This window comes from Paenibacillus piri (genome assembly GCF_004354045.1).
In the GTDB taxonomy this organism is placed as follows: Bacteria; Bacillota; Bacilli; order Paenibacillales; family NBRC-103111; genus Paenibacillus_S; species Paenibacillus_S piri.
Map to the genome: position 1 here is coordinate 1 of NZ_SMRT01000011.1, position 19,492 is coordinate 19,492.

21 protein-coding genes are annotated in these 19,492 nt (G+C 51.6%); 18 read left to right on the top strand and 3 right to left on the bottom strand.

The features are described from left to right. Window positions 1–303 precede the first annotated feature (303 nt). From E1757_RS20980 to E1757_RS21025, 10 genes are all read left to right on the top strand, one after another. A complete protein-coding gene (locus E1757_RS20980; protein WP_133231760.1) occupies window positions 304–1,314 on the top strand; it encodes a Gfo/Idh/MocA family protein in 1,011 nt (336 codons plus the stop codon). Between the two features lie 35 nt (window positions 1,315–1,349). Continuing rightward, window positions 1,350–2,288, top strand: a complete 939-nt coding sequence (locus E1757_RS20985) for a carbohydrate ABC transporter permease (protein ID WP_133231762.1) — start codon at window positions 1,350–1,352, stop codon at window positions 2,286–2,288. 13 nt (window positions 2,289–2,301) lie between these two features. Then, a complete protein-coding gene (locus E1757_RS20990) occupies window positions 2,302–3,123 on the top strand; it encodes a carbohydrate ABC transporter permease (protein ID WP_165972209.1) in 822 nt (273 codons plus the stop codon). A 44-nt stretch (window positions 3,124–3,167) separates the two neighbouring features. Further along, window positions 3,168–4,631, top strand: a complete 1,464-nt coding sequence (locus tag E1757_RS20995; protein ID WP_133231766.1) for an ABC transporter substrate-binding protein — start codon at window positions 3,168–3,170, stop codon at window positions 4,629–4,631. A gap of 97 nt (window positions 4,632–4,728) precedes the next feature. Beyond that, window positions 4,729–6,117, top strand: a complete 1,389-nt coding sequence (locus tag E1757_RS21000; RefSeq protein WP_165972210.1) for a sulfatase family protein — start codon at window positions 4,729–4,731, stop codon at window positions 6,115–6,117. 201 nt (window positions 6,118–6,318) lie between these two features. After that, on the top strand, window positions 6,319–6,720 hold the full coding sequence (locus tag E1757_RS21005; protein WP_165972211.1) for an NUDIX hydrolase: 402 nt from the start codon (window positions 6,319–6,321) through the stop codon (window positions 6,718–6,720). A 340-nt stretch (window positions 6,721–7,060) separates the two neighbouring features. Continuing rightward, window positions 7,061–7,528 (top strand): GNAT family N-acetyltransferase, encoded by a 468-nt coding sequence (locus E1757_RS21010; RefSeq protein ID WP_133231772.1) that lies wholly within the window; start codon window positions 7,061–7,063, stop codon window positions 7,526–7,528. Between the two features lie 81 nt (window positions 7,529–7,609). After that, window positions 7,610–8,149 (top strand): NUDIX domain-containing protein, encoded by a 540-nt coding sequence (locus E1757_RS21015; protein ID WP_165972212.1) that lies wholly within the window; start codon window positions 7,610–7,612, stop codon window positions 8,147–8,149. A gap of 1 nt (window position 8,150) precedes the next feature. Continuing rightward, window positions 8,151–8,738, top strand: a complete 588-nt coding sequence (locus E1757_RS21020) for a GNAT family N-acetyltransferase (protein ID WP_133231776.1) — start codon at window positions 8,151–8,153, stop codon at window positions 8,736–8,738. Window positions 8,739–9,115: 377 nt separating this feature from the next. Continuing rightward, window positions 9,116–9,670, top strand: a complete 555-nt coding sequence (locus E1757_RS21025) for a GrpB family protein (protein ID WP_133231778.1) — start codon at window positions 9,116–9,118, stop codon at window positions 9,668–9,670. A gap of 194 nt (window positions 9,671–9,864) precedes the next feature. On the opposite strand, the gene E1757_RS21030 is transcribed toward E1757_RS21025, so the two are convergent. Beyond that, on the bottom strand, window positions 9,865–10,176 hold the full coding sequence (locus E1757_RS21030; RefSeq protein WP_133231780.1) for a hypothetical protein: 312 nt from the start codon (window positions 10,174–10,176) through the stop codon (window positions 9,865–9,867). Between the two features lie 147 nt (window positions 10,177–10,323). On the opposite strand from E1757_RS21030, the gene E1757_RS21035 reads away from it, so the two are divergent. The 3 genes from E1757_RS21035 (at window position 10,324) to E1757_RS21045 (ending at window position 13,251) form a co-directional block, all read left to right on the top strand. Continuing rightward, window positions 10,324–11,022, top strand: coding sequence for a response regulator transcription factor (locus E1757_RS21035; RefSeq protein ID WP_133231782.1), 699 nt, complete (start codon window positions 10,324–10,326; stop codon window positions 11,020–11,022). Then, complete coding sequence (locus tag E1757_RS21040; RefSeq protein WP_342774580.1) at window positions 11,019–12,458, top strand: sensor histidine kinase; 1,440 nt, start codon at window positions 11,019–11,021, stop codon at window positions 12,456–12,458. Before E1757_RS21035 ends, E1757_RS21040 begins: the two co-directional genes overlap by 4 nt. 304 nt (window positions 12,459–12,762) lie before the next feature. Further along, the gene (locus E1757_RS21045; RefSeq protein WP_220446520.1) at window positions 12,763–13,251 is read left to right on the top strand and encodes an MOSC domain-containing protein; all 489 of its coding nucleotides are present in this window, start codon (window positions 12,763–12,765) and stop codon (window positions 13,249–13,251) included. Window positions 13,252–13,436: 185 nt separating this feature from the next. Here the strand turns inward: E1757_RS21045 and E1757_RS21050 are convergent, their stop codons facing one another. Together E1757_RS21050 and E1757_RS21055 are read right to left on the bottom strand one after the other, a co-directional pair. Beyond that, window positions 13,437–14,096, bottom strand: coding sequence for a DUF2642 domain-containing protein (locus tag E1757_RS21050; RefSeq protein WP_133231784.1), 660 nt, complete (start codon window positions 14,094–14,096; stop codon window positions 13,437–13,439). Between the two features lie 28 nt (window positions 14,097–14,124). After that, complete coding sequence (locus E1757_RS21055; RefSeq protein ID WP_133231786.1) at window positions 14,125–15,477, bottom strand: arsenic transporter; 1,353 nt, start codon at window positions 15,475–15,477, stop codon at window positions 14,125–14,127. Between the two features lie 383 nt (window positions 15,478–15,860). On the opposite strand from E1757_RS21055, the gene E1757_RS21060 reads away from it, so the two are divergent. From E1757_RS21060 to E1757_RS21080, 5 genes are all read left to right on the top strand, one after another. Beyond that, on the top strand, window positions 15,861–16,130 hold the full coding sequence (locus E1757_RS21060; protein ID WP_133231788.1) for a hypothetical protein: 270 nt from the start codon (window positions 15,861–15,863) through the stop codon (window positions 16,128–16,130). A gap of 71 nt (window positions 16,131–16,201) precedes the next feature. Further along, complete coding sequence (locus tag E1757_RS21065) at window positions 16,202–16,486, top strand: hypothetical protein (protein WP_133231790.1); 285 nt, start codon at window positions 16,202–16,204, stop codon at window positions 16,484–16,486. A gap of 22 nt (window positions 16,487–16,508) precedes the next feature. Continuing rightward, window positions 16,509–17,498 (top strand): N-acetylglucosamine kinase, encoded by a 990-nt coding sequence (locus E1757_RS21070; RefSeq protein ID WP_165972213.1) that lies wholly within the window; start codon window positions 16,509–16,511, stop codon window positions 17,496–17,498. Window positions 17,499–17,901: 403 nt separating this feature from the next. Then, window positions 17,902–18,933, top strand: a complete 1,032-nt coding sequence (gene moaA, locus E1757_RS21075; protein WP_133231794.1) for a GTP 3',8-cyclase MoaA — start codon at window positions 17,902–17,904, stop codon at window positions 18,931–18,933. Between the two features lie 104 nt (window positions 18,934–19,037). Next, on the top strand, window positions 19,038–19,478 hold the full coding sequence (locus tag E1757_RS21080) for a GyrI-like domain-containing protein (RefSeq protein ID WP_133231796.1): 441 nt from the start codon (window positions 19,038–19,040) through the stop codon (window positions 19,476–19,478). Window positions 19,479–19,492 lie beyond the last annotated feature (14 nt).

Consider the following 19,492-nt stretch of genomic DNA (forward strand, 5'->3'; position numbering starts at 1 on the left):
GGGTAAAACGGGGTGAAACAAAACCATGTGGACGAGGAAACCGGGGCTTTCTCCAAGTGAAGGTGGGGCTCTCTGATCGTCCGGATCGATTGGAGTGGAAGGAAGAAGGCTTCGCTTCCCCGACTTCCGTTCCTCGCCCTTCGGGCTGCGGTACGGGTTCGGCTACGCCCACATCCCCCATCAAGTAGAGGTGCCACCATCACTTATATATTGGAAATTCATTTAGGCTCTTTCCCGTTGTCCGGATCAACTGGAAATTCGCTCAAAATGAGCTTCTAAACTGATTATACGAGGAGGGATAGTATGATTCGCGTTGCCGTAGTCGGCGTCAACAATATCGGTCTTATCCACTGCCGCTTTTACAGCCAACATCCGGATACGGAGCTGGCGGCTGTATGCGATTTGATGGAGGACCGCGCCCGGGAAGCGTCCCGGACGTTCGGTGTGAAGGCATATACCGATCTTCGCACGTTGCTGGATTGCGAACATATCGACATGGTCTGCGTGGCGACCGGCGGCGAGGAGAAGGGCAGCCATCACTACGAGCCGGTCATGGCGGCGATTGAGGCAGGCAAGGACGTGCTGGTCGAGAAGCCGATTTCGAACCGGATCGAGGAAGCGAGAGCGATGGTCCGGTCCGCTTCGGCCAAGGGCGTCCGCTTCGCCTGCAATTTGAACCATCGCTTCACGCCGGCGGCTGCGAAAGCCAGGGAGCTGATCAGGGAAAATCGGCTGGGCCAGCCGCTGTTTCTGAATATGCGGCTGACGATCGACAATAAGGCCGATTTTACCGAATGGTTCCATATGCGCGCGCTGCATCCGCATTCGATCGACGTCATGCGCTATTTGTTCGGCGATATCAAACGGGTGCAAGCCTTTATGACCAAAGCCGCCGGACGCCAAACCTGGTCGACGGCAAGCGTCAATATGGAGTTCGCGAACGGAGCTGTCGGCCATCTGACCGGCAGCTACGACATGTCGATGCTCCATCCGATCGAATGGTGCGAGGCCGCAGGTACGGAAGGTCGATTCGTTATCGAGAACGTTTACGAAAGCTTAAGCTTTTTTCCGCATCGCAGCAGCGAGCAGCTCGTGATGAAAAATTCGATCATGCGCGGCATGCAGGGCTTTAACGATACGTTCGGCAACCGGATCAACCGGTTTATCGAACAGCTCAAGCAGCAAGCGGCGCCAGCCGATATCGAAGGATCCGGTCTGGAGGCGCTGGCCGCGCAGGAGGTCATTGAAGCCGCCATCCGCTCCCATGAGTCCGGCGGACATGCGGTCGAGGTGCCGGACGTTGCCGCTCTATAAAGACGGAAGAATTCACAGACAGGGGAGAGAAGACCGTGGCTAATCCGATGCCGTATGGTCCGTCGCCGCACTTGCGTGCGGCGTCCCGCCGCAGGAGACGAATACGGCTGCATGTGAAAGCGTATTTGTTTCTTGCGCCTATTTTCATTTCCATAGGGCTGTTCAAATATACGCCGTTTGTTCACGCTCTCATCCAGTCGTTCTATGAGTGGAACGGGGCCAACATCAACCGGTTTATCGGGCTCCGCAATTTTTCGGAGCTGTTCCGCGATCCTGTTTTTTATGCGTCGATGAAAAATGTCGGTTTGTTTACGGCAAGCTTCATCGTTATCCAGCTCACCTTGCCGCTGCTGGCCGCGGTCGGAGTGTTCCGGCTTCGCCGGACGCGGCTGCAGTCTTTTTTCAAATCGATGTTCATCGTTCCGATGGTCGTACCGCATATTATCGTGTTTCTGCTGTGGCGATGGATTTATGTGGGCGACGGACTGCTGGACCGGACGCTGGAGGCCGTCGGGCTCGGGTCGCTGATTCACGCCTGGCTGGGCGAAAGCGGCACTGCGTTATGGTCCATCGTGTTTATCAACTTCCCCTGGATTTCGGGCATCTATTTTTTGATTTATTTGGCGGGTTTGATCGCGATTCCGCAGGAGCTGTTCGAAGTCGGGCATATGGATGGGATGGGCGGCTGGCGCCGTTTTTGGCATATGGAGCTTCCCCTGGTTCGCAACCAGATGAGGCTTGTCGTCATCTTGGCGTTCATTCAGCAGTTTCAAAGCTTCGAAAACGTGCTGGTGCTGACGAACGGCGGTCCGGGCTTTTCCACGCTGACGCCGGCTCTTTATTTGTATAAAAAAGGGTTCGAGTACAACGAGCTGGGCTATGCGTCCGCGATCGGCGTTATCGTTTTTGTTTTATTGCTGTTCGTTACGCTCGCGTTCAACCGCTTTATTCGAGCGGCGGACCGGATGGAGTAGAAGGGAGGACGTTATGCGGAAATTTTCGTTCGGTGCGGCAGTCAATTTCAGCTGCTTATCGGTGCTGTTGGTATTGACGTTCATCCCGTTTTATATGCTGATCATTACGTCCTTCAAATTTCGCGAGCAGATCGTCCACGAATTCTGGTTCCCGGCGCTGCCGCTGCATATCGCCAATTACGGGAACGCGTTTCTGCAAATTTGGCCGTTCATATGGAACTCTGCGCTGATTACAGGCGGGATTATCGTGTGCGTGCTGATCAATTCCACCCTGGCCGGTTATGCGTTCGCGCGATTTGCTTTTTTCGGAAAAAGCTTGCTGTACTATTTGATTCTGATGCTGATGATGGTACCGGCTTTTTTGCTGCTGATCCCGCAATTTATATTGTTTAAAAACCTGGGACTGCTCAACACGTATTGGGCGCAAATTTTCGGTCCGATGGCCGGCGCTTCGGCGATGGCGACGATGCTGATCCGGACGTTTTTCGAGGGCTTGTCTGGAAGCCTGCTGGAATCGGCCGAAGTCGAGGGTGCGGGAGACCTGCGAATATTTGCACAAATTGCCGTCCCGCTGTCCGTTCCGATCATTTCAACGGTTGCCGTCATCAATGCGCTGCTCGGGTGGAACAATTATGTGTGGCCGCTGGTCGTCACTTCCGGCGACAAGGTGAAGCCGATCATATTGGCGCTTGGCAGCGTGCACGGCTCTCTCGATCAGGTTCAAGGCATGCAGTTCGCGGGCTTCGTTATTTCATCCGTTCCGCTGCTGCTGCTGTTTTTGTTCGCTACCCGTTCGTTCGTCTCCGGCCTCACTGCAGGCGCGGTCAAAGGATAACGCAATGCGGTCAACCGCCAACTTCATGAAAGAGGTGTTAAATAATGAAAAAGGAAACACGGAGGAACCGCGCTTATTCTCTGGTGGCTGCACTTTGTACGGCCTTCCTGCTGAACGGCTGCTCCGGCGATCAGACGCCCGCTCAAGGAACCGGCAAAGCCGGCGACGGGAAGCCGGTCGAGCTTAATGTCATGGTTATGCTGGAGAGCAGCGGCGACGAGGCCGAGCGCAAATCATGGCAAAGCATCGCTAATCTGTACATGGAATCGCATCCCGGCACCAATATTAATTTGCTGATGCAAAACTTCGCGGGCGTCGAGCAGCACCGGACCTGGGTAACGACGCAACTGATCGGCCAGACGGCCCCGGATATTTTTACAACCCGTTATATTTGGGATCAGGAAGATTTGAAGAAAGGACTGTTGGTCGACCTGACGCCGTATTATAAAAAGAGCAACGCTTATTCCGGCGGCCAGCCTTGGGAGAAGCTGTTCTCGCCGACGATTTTGCAGCAGCTGATCGGGGACGACAAGACGTACGCCAGCATTCCGAACTACGTGAATTCGGTACGCGTGCTGTACAATAAAGATTTATTCGCCAAAGCGGGCATTGCGGACGTGCCGAAAACTTGGAACGAATTTATGGCCGTGCAGGAAAAGCTGAAAAACATCAACGTCGTGCCGTTCGCTTTTCCGAACTCGAAGCCGGGGGATTACAATTACAACTGGACGGTGCGCATCCTGACGGAGGAACTGATCGCCGGATCTTACGCCAAGCTGGACGTGGACAACAGCGGGGTCATCGAGATGAACGAATATGCGAGAGGCGTCGACCAAGGCATCATCGATATCGAAAAATCGCCGTATAAGGACGTTTTTGCGATCGTGAAGGATTGGAGCAAATATTGGCCGAAAGGCTATAACGGGCTTGATTTTGAAACGGCGGGAGATATGTTTTTGCAGGGTAAAGCGGCAATGGTGATGAGATCGTCCGCACAAAGCAAGGTGTTATTCGAGACGTCCGCGCGCAAATTCGAAATCGCAGCCTTTCCGCTGCCCTATTTGACGAAAGAGAATCATCCCGATGCGGCCGGTAAATTAATGGAAATCGGCGGCGTGCCTGCGGGCAATATGGCCATTCCGAAAACAATCGCGCCGGAAAAAATGGATAAAGCCATCGATTTCCTCGCCTTTACGACTTCGGCCAAGGTTCAGGGGCTGCTGGCGGAAAATTTGTACCGCACGCCTGTCATCGGGAACGCCGAGCTGCCCGACAAGCTGAAAGGGTTCCAGTTCGTGGGCGATCGGATGCAGCTGAACATTTACGCCGGCGAAGTCGACAAAAACGTGACGGAAAACAATCAAAAGCTGGGCCAGCTTTATTTGGAAGGTACGGTTACGCAGGAGAAGCTGCTGGGCGATCTGAAAAAAATTATGGTCGACGGCGTCAAGAAAAAAATGAGCGAGAACCAATGGACGGCGGAAAACAATTACGGCATCAAAAAATAACGTACGTGCAGAGGCTGTCGATTCAATGGGAGTAATCAATCGACAGCCTCATGCTTCCAAACAGCTAACCGAGAAGGAGAGGAGCCGTCGGAAACCGATGAAACAGCCGAATTTGTTGTTTATTATGCTCGACCAGCTGCGGTACGATTGTATCGGCTTCAGCGGGATCAATCCGGTCAAGACCCCGAATATAGACCGGTTGGCAGCGGAAAGCGTATGGTTTGCGAACGCGTTTACCCCGATTCCTACCTGCTGCCCGTCGCGGCAGTCGTTGATCAACGGGCGCAGAGCGGAAACGTTCGGAGCGCTGTGGAATTTCAAGAACGGGTTGAGCATTCCCGCTCTGGAGCCGGCCGAATACGCTTGGCCCCGCGAGCTGTCCAAGCTGTCCTACACCAATGTGCTGCTCGGCAAATGGGATGTCCATCCGTCAAGGACGCCTCTGGAGTACGGCTATGACAAGCATGTCGGGTTCGGGCCGTATAAGGAGCTGATGGCGCAAAAGTATCCGGAAATCCGCTACGAAGCCGGCTATATGGGTGAACGCGATCCCGTGCCGCTGGAGCATGCTCAGACGCACTGGCTTGCGGATCGGGGATGCGACGCGATCCGCGAGCTGTCGGCGCGGGATGAGCCCTGGTATATTCAGCTCAACTTCACGGAGCCGCATCTTCCATGCCGGCCGGCGGGTAAGTTCGCAGACATGTATCGCCCCGAAGATGTTCCCGTATGGGGCAGCTTCGGCGAGACATTCGCCGGGAAGCCGTATATCCAGAGACAGCAGCTGCACAGCTGGAATATTCAGGACTATACATGGGACGACTGGGCGCCCATCGTCGCCCGCTATTACGGCATCATCAGCCAGGCGGACGACGCGATCGGCAGCGTGCTTCGGGCGCTGGAGCTTTCCGGAGCCGCGGATCATACGATGATCGTCCTCACCTCCGATCACGGCGATATGTGCGGCGCGCACCGGATGATGGATAAGCACTATATTTTGTATGACGATGTCGTCAAGGTTCCACTCATGATCAAATATCCCGGACTGGCGAAGCCGGGCCACATCTGCGAGCAGTTCGTCTACAATATGCTCGATTTGCCGCCGACGCTGCTGGACGCTTTGAATGTGGAGCCGCCTTCGTTTTTTCACGGACGTTCGCTGCTTCCTTTGCTGAAGCAGGAGGAAGTTGCGGATTGGAGGACGGAGATCGTTTCCACTTATAACGGGCAGCAGTTTGGACTGTACACGCAGCGGATGCTCCGCACGGAGCGGTGGAAATACATTTGGAACACGACCGACGTCGACGAGCTGTACGATTTGACCGGCGATCCTTATGAATTGAACAACCTCATCTATGATCCGGGTTGTACGGAGCGAGTGCAGGAGTTCAGGCGCTTATTGTATGCCCATTTATCGGAGGAAGGCGACGGACTGGTGCAAAATGAATGGATGAGAAACCAACTGCTGCATAATCACAAGCTGTAAACCGGTGCACTCCGTACGAGCGGATTTATGTGCATGGACCGGGGCATCATATTGGCGGCAGGTGTGCATGCCGGGTATGGCTAGGGGACAGTTCATTGAAACAGGGAGCCGTCCTCTATTTGCTTAGGAAAGCGGGCAGGAAAAAGCCGGTTGGAGGCGAACTATACAAACATATGATCCTTGCGGATGGGAGGCGAAGCCATGGGCAATCGAAGCTGCGCCGCTGTGTTAAATCGGGAACGGCAGTTAATGGTCAGGCAGCGTTATAAAGGCGAGCAAATATGGACATTTCTCGGCGGCGATATCGAGGACGGAGAGACTGCAGAAGAAGCGGCGATTCGTGAGGTTTATGAAGAAACCAATCTGCGAATTGAAATCGTTCAGCCTCTGCTCCAAGGATATAACGATCGGATTCAAGGCATGTATTACTGTTTCTTGGGTATCGTAATGGGCGGAGAGCTGAGCATGGGCACGGACCCGGAGCTGCCGGAACAGGAGCAGGAGCTGCAGGAAGTAAGGTGGTTTCAGCTGGATGAGCTGCCGGTAACGAAAGAAGTTCAAGCCGTTTTGCCTTATATTCGGAATTCCGGGAGGATGCCATGACCTATCATACTCGAATCAGGTCGTCAGCTCTGATTATTGAAAATGATTCCGTTTTATTTACGCCATAGGACAGAAAAATGTCGAGCTGATTGAAGATCATTCCGGGCATTAACGTAATTAAGGATGCTGTGACACTCAACTATCGCCTCATATTTGGTAAAATATCGTTATAATCAAATGTTCGCAATCATTTATCCGGCCGTTCGTGTAAAATGATAAAATTGTGTCAAATCGCATCCACAACACCAGATATGTATCCTCTACATCAGGAATTAGCTGCTTGTTCCTTCTATTTGGCACATTCGCGGACTTTATCCCAATAAAGCGAGGCGAAACGGCAATGTCTATTTTGATAAGACAGTATCGTCAGGAAGATCGGCAGGAGGCTATGCGGCTTCATGTAACGGGACTTAACCAATTCGGCGCAAGCATAGGCGACCCTTTGCTGGATCAGGACATGTCGCGGATCGAAGATGTCTATCTTCGAAATCATGGACAGTTTCTGGTAGGACTACTGAATGAGCGGATTGTTTGCATGGGCGCCTACAGAAAGTACGACAACGAGACGGCGGAGCTGAAAAGAATCCGTGTCGATCCCGACTTTCAACGGCAAGGCTTCGGGCAGCTGATATTGACCACGTTAGAGCAATCCGCCCAAGAGCAAGGCTACAGTCGGCTTGTACTGGATACGACGTCCAGACAATCACCGGCTCAGCGATTGTTTGAAAATAACGGATACAAAGAGACCCGACGAATGCGGTACAACGAGCTGGAGCTTATTTTTTACGAAAAAAGGATCGGAATATGAGCGGATGGAGCAGACGATGGTAACTCTGCCAAGCCGGTATTGGATATGGGCCCTGACGGCTCAAGGAAAGAGGGGCTGGCCATGCAGATCAGAAATGCGGTAAGAGCTTTGATCATACACGATGATAAGCTGCTGTCGATTAAAAAGGAAAGAGCGAACGTAGGCATATACTATGCGCTGCCTGGTGGCGCTCAGGAGCTTGATGAAACATTGGAGCAAGCGCTGGTCCGCGAATGCCGGGAGGAGCTTGGCGTGGAAATAACGGATAGCCATTTGCTATGCATAAGAGAATATATTTCGAATAACCATGAGTACTCGTTTATTATGAAGAAGGTCCATGCTATTGATTTTATGTTTTTGTGCAAGATCGACCCGATCGCGGACGATTTAAGAAGCGTCCGTGCGGACATTGGACAGATTGGGATCGAATGGCTTCCCATTCCACATATTCGGGAATCGCTTCTGCAACCCGACAAATTGGAACGGCCTTTAAAATTTCCCGGAAGACTTCACGAATTTTATTATGATTTTTTTGTTACCGGGAAAGTAGGGCTTTTACAAAGTGAATCTTATTTACATACAGCTGCAAGCCGATCGGATAACAATAACAGGGGGAATTGATATGCTGCAGGACGTGGAGCTGACTGGAAGCAGGGTCAAGCTGGTGCCGCTTGATCCCACACACATTGACGGGCTATTCGCCGCGGGGCAAGATCCGCAAATATGGAGGTATCTTCCGATACAGGTGGCGGCGAAGGAAGATATGGTCGCACTTGTTTTGGAAGCGCTTGAAGAGAAAAGCAGGGGCTCGCAGCTTCCATTTACGGTATTCGACTTAACCAACGATCGGATTGTGGGGAGCACCCGGTTTTTACTTATAAACGAGCCGAACAAAAATTTGGAAATCGGCTGGACGTGGTACTCATCTGACGTTTGGAGGACGGATGTCAATTCGGAATGTAAATTTTTATTGTTGACCTACTGCTTCGAGGTTCTCGGCTATGTACGCGTTCAACTGAAAACTGACGTGCGGAACGAAAGGTCGAATCAGGCGATCCAAAGAATCGGCGCCAAGTACGAGGGGACATTACGGAACGATCGGATTCTCCCTGACGGCTACATTCGGAATTCAAATCTTTACAGCATCATTGATTCCGAATGGGCAACGGTCAAACACAATTTTCAAAGCAAGCTGCTGCGAACGAACTGATGTGAGCATCAATCAGAGAGGCGGGACGGCGGTGAGGGTTCAGATTCCAGACGATGTCCTTTCACTAGTATCGGATTTCGCATTCACGAGGAGCGGGGACCGGAATGAAGGGGGTTGAATGCAATTGCAAATTCGAAAAGCGCATCCTGACGACATACCGAGGCTTGTCAAGCTAAGATGGGATTTTACAGCTGATTATAAAGAAATAGCGGAGGCCCAGTTTGAACCGTTTTATGAAGAATGCTCGGCCTTTTTAAGTCAGGCTATAGACGGAGATCGGTGGGGGGATTCTCACCCTCGCTGGAAATGCTGGAGAAACATCTGAATCCCTATTAAATAACGCCGGAGATACCGGTTAATAAAAGGAGCTGGGAGCCATGGCCGAAAGAACAAGAGTGATTGAAGTGGTGCCGTATGATGCCGAATGGAAGATACAGTTCGAACGGATCAAAGAAATGATTGTCGGTTATATTGGCGATCTCGTCCTTGCCGTGGAGCATGTCGGAAGCACCTCTGTCGAGGGGCTGTCCGCCAAACCGATTATCGACCTTGATGTCGTGATGGACAGCTATGACGTATTGCCGACAATTATCGAGCGTCTGGAGCAAGCGGGCTTCGAGCATCAGGGCAACCTGGGGATTGAAGGGCGCGAGGCATTCCGCAGAACTTACGACGACGGATTCATGAAATACCATCTGTACGTATGTCCCAAAGACGGCAAGGGCTATTTGGAGCATATCGCCTTTCGCGATTACTTGCGAGCGAACGAAGAGGCGAAAAAAGAATATGAAGCGTTAAAGCAGCGTTTGGCCGAAGCTTACCGCTATGATATCGACAGCTACGTCGACCGCAAAACGGCGTTCGTCAGGGATATATTGAACAAGACGATATACAAGACCGATGATTCCAAGAAAGCCCGTGAATCCGGCTAAGCAGCTTTGCCGGTGACGCAGGGCTTTTTTTGCGTGTTCATATTTGTTAACACTTTTTTAATAGTTTAGTCTTGTTTTCAACATAGAACGGTCATTTTTTTATTGTACATTGTAGATGTGCTTAAGGAAGCGGTAATGCTTAAGTGCGAATTCAACGATAGGAAGGAGATTGTGAACATGAAGAAAACATTGGCTTATGCGTTAAGTGTGATGATGATTTTTGCAGTGATAACAGGGTGTTCCGGGGGCAGCGGCGGCAGTGGTGAAGGTGGAAGCTCGGGCAGCGATTCCAGTGTTCCGACAACGACGACGCCGTCGGGATCTTCATCCGGCTCCGGATCGTCGCCGAGCTCGTCATCGGGTAAGAGCGATACGGGAGCTTCATCCGGCTCGACGTCCGGCAGCACGTCTTCCGGCGGAAGCTCGGGCAGCACCGGTTCAACCGGCAGCTCCGGCAGTACAGGCTCGTCAAGTACCGGCTCCGGTAGTACGGGATCCGGCAGCACAGGATCGACTGGTAAATAAAGTTAACATACACAACGGTTACCGCCTTTCTTCCGTCCGGGAGAAGGGCCGTTTCCATTTTAGCCCCCGAAAACACGGTCTGCAAAACGAAAACTATACATATAACGCCAAAAGAAAAGGATAAGCCTATGAACCCTTATAAAGTATTGGTTGTAGATGACGATCCTAATGTGCGTGAAATAATACGCTTATATTTTGAAAAACAGCATATCGAGATGATTGAGGCGCAGGACAGCTTCGTTGCGCTTGAGATGATGGAGAAGGAAGCGCCCGATATTGTCATTTTGGATGTGATGATGCCGGTTATGGATGGCTATGAAGCCTGCAGGGAAATTCGGAAGCGGTACGAGACGCCGATCATTATGCTGACGGCAAAAGGGGAGGAGTTCGACCGGGTGCTGGGTCTGGAGCTGGGCGCGGACGATTATGTGACCAAGCCGTTCAGTCCGCGGGAGCTGACCGCCAGAATCAAAGCGATTTTTCGCCGCATGCAGCCGAGAAAGCAGAGCGAGGAGGCGGAAGCGCCGCAATCCTACGAATTCGACGGCCTGACGATCAACGTGGAACGGCGCGAAGTGATTGCCGGTTCGGAAAAGCTGACGCTGCGGCCCAAGGAATTCGATTTGCTCGCCCATATGGCGAAATCGCCGGGCAGCGTCTTTACGCGGGAGCAGCTGCTTGAGCAGGTTTGGGGCTATGATTATATCGGCGATATCCGAACCGTCGATGTTCATGTGAAAAAGCTGCGTGAAAAATTAAACCCGTACGTCAACGACTGCATCCAGACCGTATGGGGGGTCGGGTACAAGTTTGCGGTGGAATCATGATATTTGATATTAACAAAAGCATTTTCCGCCGCATCTTATTCAGCAGCATGTTCACGGTACTGCTCGGGCTGTGCGTTGTCGGGCTTCTGATTTCGTTTTTAACGAAGGATTACATCGTAACCTCGAAGGAAGACGAATTGCTGCGAAAAGCGAAGCGGGTCAATCTGGCAGTGCAAAATATTACCGTGCTCGACGAAGGCATAAAGGATCTGCTCATTTTTTTCGATCAATCGTACGAAACCCGGATATGGATCTTCGATCTGCAGGGCAAAATCGTCGCCACCTCGGCCAAGGATGAAGTTTATATCGGCAAATCGGTCGACAATTCGGTGGTCGCTAAAGTCAGCAAAGGCGAAAATGCCGTCATGAATATCCAGTTCGAAGGCATGAAGGAATCGATGCTGTCCGTCATCGTCCCATGGGGCAAAGATAATAAGGTGTTCGGCGGGATCATCCTTCAGGCGCCTGTAACCGGCATCAACGAGACGATTACGAATCTGCGCGAAACGATTTTATGGGGCACGCTGTTTGGCCTTCTCTTGTCGGCGGTCATCGCCTCGTATTTGTCATGGACGATCTCCCAGCCGCTGCAAAAAATAGATAGGGTCGCCGCCAAAATCGGCATGGGTGATTACAGCCAACGGATTCACATCCAATCGAAGGACGAGATCGGCGATTTGGCGGCGACGATCAATCATATGGTGGAAAAGCTGGAAATCGTCGATCTGGAAAAGAAAAAGCAGGAACAAATCCGGCAAGATTTCCTGGCCAATGTCTCGCATGAGCTGCGGACGCCGCTTACCGCCATGCAGGGCTTTCTCGAGGCGCTGCAGGACGGCTTGATCGATGAAGGGGCCAAGCCGCGCTACTACGGAATTATATATAATGAAACGCTGCATATGAACCGGCTGGTCGACGATATTATGGATTTGATCAAGTTGGAAAATAACGAAATAACGCTCTCCCGTTCGGCGGTCGACATCGCGGCGGTGGTGACGCAGGCGGCGTTTAAATTCGAGCCGGAGGCGACGGAGAAAAACACGTCCATTTCAATTCATACCGAGGAAGACTTGGCGAAAGCATTAGCGGATTCCGGACGGTTGGAACAAATATGCAATAATCTCATTAAAAATGCGATCAAATTTACGGAAAATGGCCGCATTACGATCCAGGCGTTCAATGAAGAGCCGTACATTCACCTCGTCTTCTCCGATACGGGGATCGGGATTTCTGCGGACGACCAGGAAATGATCTGGGAGCGGTTTTTCAAAGTTGATCGCGGACGCTCAAAAAAAAATCAAGGCACTGGTCTGGGGCTGGCCATCGTTCGGGAATTGGTCGAGCTGCATGAAGGGAAGATCGAGGTTCAAAGCGAAATTGGAAAGGGTACGACCTTCGATGTATGGATTCCGAATGTGGAATCGTCGCAAAAATAGCGTGCGTCTGCCGTACAGCCGGAAATTAGGGTTGGAATTGCGAAGGCGTTTGGCTATGACCTATAATACGTATAACGGCCAGACATTGGAAAACATCATGAGCTACTCGCGCTGGAGTATCGTCATGATGTTTTTTTCAGTTTCTGGAAGGGCGGCGAAGCCGTATATCATTGGTTGAATAGATCCTTTCAGAAAAAAGGAGGCAGCGTATTTGGAGACGAATGGCGGTATCCGTACAAAACCGGAGACGACGATACGATATGTGGAGGCGGTAAGCCTAAGCGCAACCCACACGTTTAGCAAAATGTCTCAGAGCCGCATCCGATTATTAGCCGGACTTGGCGTCGAAGGCGATGCGCATCTGGGCAGGACGGTCAAGCACCGTTCGCGTGTTGCGGCCGATCCGACGCAGCCGAATTTGCGTCAGGTTCACCTTATCCATGGCGAGCTGCATGATGAACTGCGGGAAGCCGGCTTTATCGTATCGCCCGGACAGATGGGCGAAAATATAACGACCCGGGGAATCGATCTGCTTGCGCTGCCGACCGGTACACGACTATATATCGGCGAAACGGCGGAAGTTGAGATTACCGGCTTGCGCAATCCTTGCGACCAGCTGGATCGGCTGCAGCCGGGACTGATGGCGGCCGTACTGGGACGCGACGAGCAGGGGCAGCTGATCCGCAAAGCCGGCATCATGGGCATTGTGATCGCTGGCGGCGATGTTAAGCCGGGCGACCCGATCCGTATCGGGCTGCCGACGGAGCCGTATCGGCCGCTTGAACGGGTGTAGCGCAGGCAAGGCGGACGCAGCAATCGGTAGCGGTTGCTTCCTGCATCCTTATAATTTGAAGCAGCCGGGATAAGCGCCCGCGCCTTTCGGGTGAATGCCACATAAATTGTGGTGTATCATAAAACCAACCTTTTTTCGCACGGCCTTCTTCCTTGATGAGGGTCGTTTTTTTTGTATATGCGTAATCATGGCCTGTGAACGGTTTTTAAATGCTGCACATTCCAGCAGATGATGTCCCCGTTGGCATTGACGAGCTCGATGATCGGATAATCCGCCTTTTGCAGCAGCCCTATTTTGTTGGAATTGTCGCCAAGATCGAACACGACCAGTTGGCCCTCCATTTTTTTACATTGATCCTCGAACGTTCGGGACAGCGGAAAGTTAATTGGCTGCAAAGAATAATTGCTTAATGAATAAGGCGCCAGACCCGGGCGGTAAGGAATCAGCCATTTCAGATGGTTCATCGAGATAAACATCGCTTTGTATACCGGCGAATAAAAGACGAAGTAGTCGTTCATAATGCTCGTCAAATAGCCATGAATCGCTTTATTTCCGGTCATATTAATTTCGACAAAGCTGCCCTTTGCATTTTGCAAAATTTTCCGGAATGAAAGGCTATCCGTCTGATAATCGATCGGTTCCACCGGGACCATGTCGGGATCTTCGTGTAAATAGTAGCTTAGCTTGACGTTCTGGATATGGACAATAGGAATATAATAAAACCGCTGTTCGTGAAAAAGAACGATCAAATCCGAGCCGACGTCGATGACTTTCCCTTTAATGAACTGCTTTCCGGATATTTCTACCTCCACATCTTTATTAATGAATTGTCGTAGAGCGCTCATAGCAAAACCTCCAAATCTGTATGATGGATTAAAAGATCCAGTTCACCCAATAGGCCAGAATGACCAGTGTAAATAACAGGGTAATTGGAATGACGACGGAAGTGACCTTCAAATATTCCCCCCAGCTGATCATGACTCTTCCTTTTTTCAGGATATGCATCCACATTAATGTAGCCAGAGTTCCGATCGGTAGAAGCAGAGAACCGATATCGCTGCCGATTACGCTGGCCAAGTAAGAGATTTTCAACGTAAGCGGATCGAGTCCCATATTTGTCAAAGTTAGCGTGCCTACCATCAAGGCCGGATGATTATTGAATATATTCGATAAAATGGAGAGCAGGAAGCCCATGACCATGCTGGCATGCAGCAAGCTGCCGGAAACGACGGGCTCGAAGATGTAAATGAGCAATCGGGTTAGACCGATGTTGTGCAGGCCGTAAATAATGACATACATGCTGAAGGCAAATACAAGAATATACCACGGCGTTTTGCTCAGCATGTCAGCAGGAGATATTTTCAAATAAAACCACCGCCAGCCGAGCAAAAAGATCGAACCGATGACCGCCATTAAAGGGACGGGAAAATGAATATAGGAAGCGGCAAACAGGCTCAGTCTTACGCAAAACACGAAGATCAAAATATTCCGCATGATGGCAGCCCGTTTTTCATTGGGAATGGGTGAAATATTGTCCTGCAAAGGATGCCTGCCGGCGACCAGCGGGTAGCTCCCGATTTTAATTTTGGGTGTAGGCAGATTTCGCGGCAGTATGCGGTAAAACATCGCGAACAGCAGCAAGGTGAGCAGCCCAAGGCCCAACGATGCCGGGACGAACATCATGGCCGTATGCATGTAAAGGTCCATGTTGACGATTTTTAATGCAATCAGATTGACAATATTGCTGACGCCGATGGGCGCGCTGGAGGCGGTTGCGATCAATGCGCCCGATAGCAGGTAAGCGATTTTTTGCTTATTTTTCAATCTCAGGTTGCGCAGCACCATTAATAAAATCGGCGTTGTAATTAATATACTGCCGTCATTGTTAACAAACAGCGTCATCAGAAAGCAAAACAGATTCGTATACCAGAAAAGCCGGATGCCGGAACCGCTGGCCTTTTCCAGCAGCTTCTCGGCCGCCCAATGGAAAAATCCGAAGCTTTCGAGTACGATCGCCATGACGATCGTCGCCATAATCGTAATCGCTGCGCCGCCGATCGTTTCCGTAATGATGCCCAGGTCCGACAAGGTGACGCTCCCGCTTATAAGCACAAGCACCGCACCGGCGGTTGCCGGTATCGCCTCATTGACATTAGGGCGCCAAAAGATGAAAATAATGGTGCATAGAAAGCTGATTACGGTCAGGGGAATCATAATATCATGCATTGGAATTCAACCTCTTCTCGCTAAAAGATGCTTCAAGCTCTTTTTTATCTATTTCTATTAAACCGAGCGATGTGCAGTAGTCGAATGGCCCGACAGTTCATTTCACCTCCCTCTGCATTTGTCTTCTATTCACATTTGCAGTGTATGTTTACATCGCATAGCGTGTACTAGACATTAGCTCTATTTCTCATAAATTCAACTAATAGAGACCCGAGATATATATCTTCTACGGATATTTGCTAGGGAATGACATTCGTCCCCGGCGGATCAAGCGCCCTCAACAATAAAAGTCACATAATGACAACAGCATTCGAGCGTATTTTCAGCCGTTTCTTGGTAATCTGGTAACAAATGATAGATTCATATGAGGAGGGCTAATGAAGATGTCGCATGAGCTCGCAATATATGGTTTGGGTGGTTTGTCGGTTATCATTATGCTAGCGCTTTGTCTGGATATCGTAAGAAGAAACAGCGAAATTGCAGCATCCTATAAAAAAGCATCCGTTCAGGTCATAGAAACGGCGGCGGCGCAGCAGAAAGATACGCCGGTGTATCCGATCTATGTCGATTGCAGTCAAGAGCTTCTCGCTTACGAGCCGGAGACGCCGAATACTGCGGATTTGAACGTTTTGGCAAGCCGGCCGAGTGCTTAATACCTTCATACGGCTGCATTCCCGACCATGGGGCAATCATTCCAATGTCAAATAAGGAAGGAAGATATGAGATGCAAATCAAAAAGAAAGTCGATATCGAGTCCATCCTGGACAACTTTCATGCGATCGCCCGATGGGACGCCCTTGGAAACAAACATTATCTCGTGTTTCCCGACCGCAAGCGCGGTGGCCAATGGACGTTGATGAATTACGGCGGCGACCGGTTCAGTGTGCATGGACTCGGCGACAATTATTCGGATGAGGACGAATCTTTTTTTGACGAACGCGGCGGTATCGTAGCGTTTATCTGGGAGCATCGTTCCGCAATTAACAACGCGATTAGACAAGCGATTTAACGATCATATGGAGGCTTACGGTATGCATCTGCTTGGCGTGGACGGAGGCGGGACGAAAACCGCCTTTATGGTAATGAATGAGCAAGGACGTATCGTTTCACGGGCGACGTTGGGCAGCCTGGATTGGTTTCAAATCGGCGCACAGGGCCTTGCGCGTACGCTTGAGCAAGGAATCGGCCTCGTGTGCGGGGAGGCAGGCATCGACCGGTCCGAGCTGTCTTACGCGATGCTTGGCGTTCCATGTCTCGGGGATGAGCTAGTCGACGAGGAGCCTGTTGTCCGCGACATAATCAGGCAGGTCATGCGGCACGACCGCTTCGAGGCCGTCAACGATGCCGAGGTTGGCTGGGCCGGCTCGCTGGCCTGCCAACCGGGGATACATCTCGTATCCGGTACAGGTGCGATCGGATACGGCGTCGACTCGAGCGGCCGCACGGCGCGTGCAAGCGGATGGGGGTACGCCGTCGGCGACGAAGGCTCCGCCTACTGGCTGGGCCGGCTGCTGCTTGCGACGTTCACGCGGGAAGCGGACGGCAGAGAGGAGCGAAGCATGATCTACGAAGTCGTGCGCAGCCATTTCGGGCTGAGCGACGATTTTCAACTGCTGAAGGTCGTTCAGCAGGAGTGGCATTGGAACCGCGAGAGAATAGCTGGATTAGCTCTTCTGCTTCATCAGGTCGCCAAGGCGGGCGAGAGCAAAGCGGTAAGAGCGTTCGAGCAGGCAGCTTGCGAGCTGTCGCTGATCGTGCGCTCGATCGCTCGGCAGCTGCAGTTCGGGGCGGAGCAGGGCGATGTCCCCGTCTCCTATTCGGGCGGCGTATTTCAAGCGGGGGCTTATATGATTGAGCCGCTGCGCGCCCAGCTCGCCGACGGCCGGTTCAGCTTAATCCGGCCGATTTTCGAGCCTGCAGCCGGCGCCGCTCTGTACGCGTACAAGCGGCTGAGGCCCGGTGCGGATTTGACCGGAATCGCCCGTTCGCTACAGGAACAGACAGCCGGAGGAAGCGTCTAATATAGGAATCAGTACCATGAAACAAGCTGGAGCGGCGCACGATGCGCCGCTCCAGCTTGTTTCATGAACCGCAATAATTTAAGTAGAGCGGTGAAAGGCAACAGTTTGAACGCAGAGACCTATTGCAATGCGGATGAATCGCCCTTTGTCGCGCTTTAACTGCCTTCCTTCATAAAGGGTCCCGGAAACGGCGCGAGCGTCTCACATAATAAATGATGCCGGTCTCGGCACTATATAACCTCTTGATGAGCAGAGCGTTTTACGATAGTCTAGAAAGATAGACGCCCCTGCGGTATCATTCGCTCGGAGTCGTTCAGAACGGATATGGAAGCTTTAGGAGGTTACAGCTGCCGCGAATCCGGACAAATTTTGTTTGAGCAGTAATATCGATCATAGGAGGGTGATGACCTTGCACGTACAGACTCATCGGATTTTTGATCAGCTACAACGCCCTCTCCGTGATCTGCGTATGTCCGTTACGGATCAATGTAACTTTCGCTGCCGGTACTGCATGCCGGAAGAAATATTCGGGCCCGGCTACCAATTCCTCACCAAGGAAAAACTGCTCAGCTTCGAGGAGCTGACCCGTCTTGCACGAATTTTTGTCTCACTCGGCGTTGAGAAGCTGCGTATAACCGGCGGCGAACCGCTTATGCGCCCAAACCTTCCGTCGCTGATTCGTATGCTGAGAGAAATCGAGGGCGTCCGCGATATTGCCGTAACGACCAACGGCTCTTTGCTGGCGAAGCATGCGGGCGCCTTGAAGGATGCCGGATTGACCCGGGTGACGGTCAGTCTGGACAGCTTGAATGACGAACGGTTCGGTCGGATGAACGGCCGCGGCTATAAAGTTTCGCAAATTATTGAAGGCATCGATGCGGCTGCGGCAGCCGGATTGCTGGTTAAGGTGAACATGGTTGTGCAAAAAGGGGCGAATGACCAGGATGTGCTGCCGATGGCCACCTATTTTCGGGAAAAAGGGCATATTTTGCGTTTTATCGAGTATATGGATGTCGGCAACTCGAACGGCTGGAAGCTGGACCAAGTGATGCCCAGCCGGCAAATTATAGAACGGATTCACCGGGAAATGCCGTTGGAGCCGATCGAGCCGAATCATTACGGCGAAGTCGCGGCGCGCTACCGTTATGTCGGAACGACGAACGAAATCGGACTGATTTCATCCGTCACCCAGGCTTTCTGTTCCACCTGCACGCGGGCAAGGCTGTCTGCGGAAGGGCAGCTGTATACCTGCTTGTTCGCTTCCGCCGGAGCCGATCTGCGGAAGCCTTTGCGAGAAGAATGGGACGATGCGGAAATTCGGACTTATATTACGGATTACTGGAACCGGAGACAGGACCGATACTCCGAAGAACGATTGTCCCATACGCCCGGACTGAACAAAAAGAAAGTGGAAATGTCTCATATCGGGGGCTGATCGAAAGCGGCCCGTTAATGTCCGCGGTTGTCCGCGGATTTTCGATTACATGGCAGAGAGGCTTGCATGTTGCTGAATTTTGGACGTAAAGGAGCGCGACAAGGATGAAACTCGAAATGATGGACAAACCATCCGTTGTTCAATTGTTCGGCTTCAGCAAAACACATGCTGCGGATAAAAGCTACAGCGAAGACGTGATGGAGCTGATCGGTCAAGTATGGCGGGAAGTCCATGAACATCGACTATCGACAACCGGAATCAATTATGTAGCGTACGAGGATGGCGATGTCCTGTTTGCCGGAGTCGAATTGGCGGCGGAGCCCGACCGCCCGACGAGCCTAATGAAGAAACGGTTCAGCTTTTCACGTTATGCCCGTTTCATCCATATTGGCCCGTACAGCGGTCTAGACGAAGCTCACAGCAGCATTCGCGCGGCATTGCAGGCGTCCGGCCACCGATACTGCCAGCCGACAATGGAAATTTACGGTCATTGGAACGAAGATTCCGCCAAGAATGAGACGGAAATCCGTTACACGCTAGTATAAGGATGTTAAAGGAA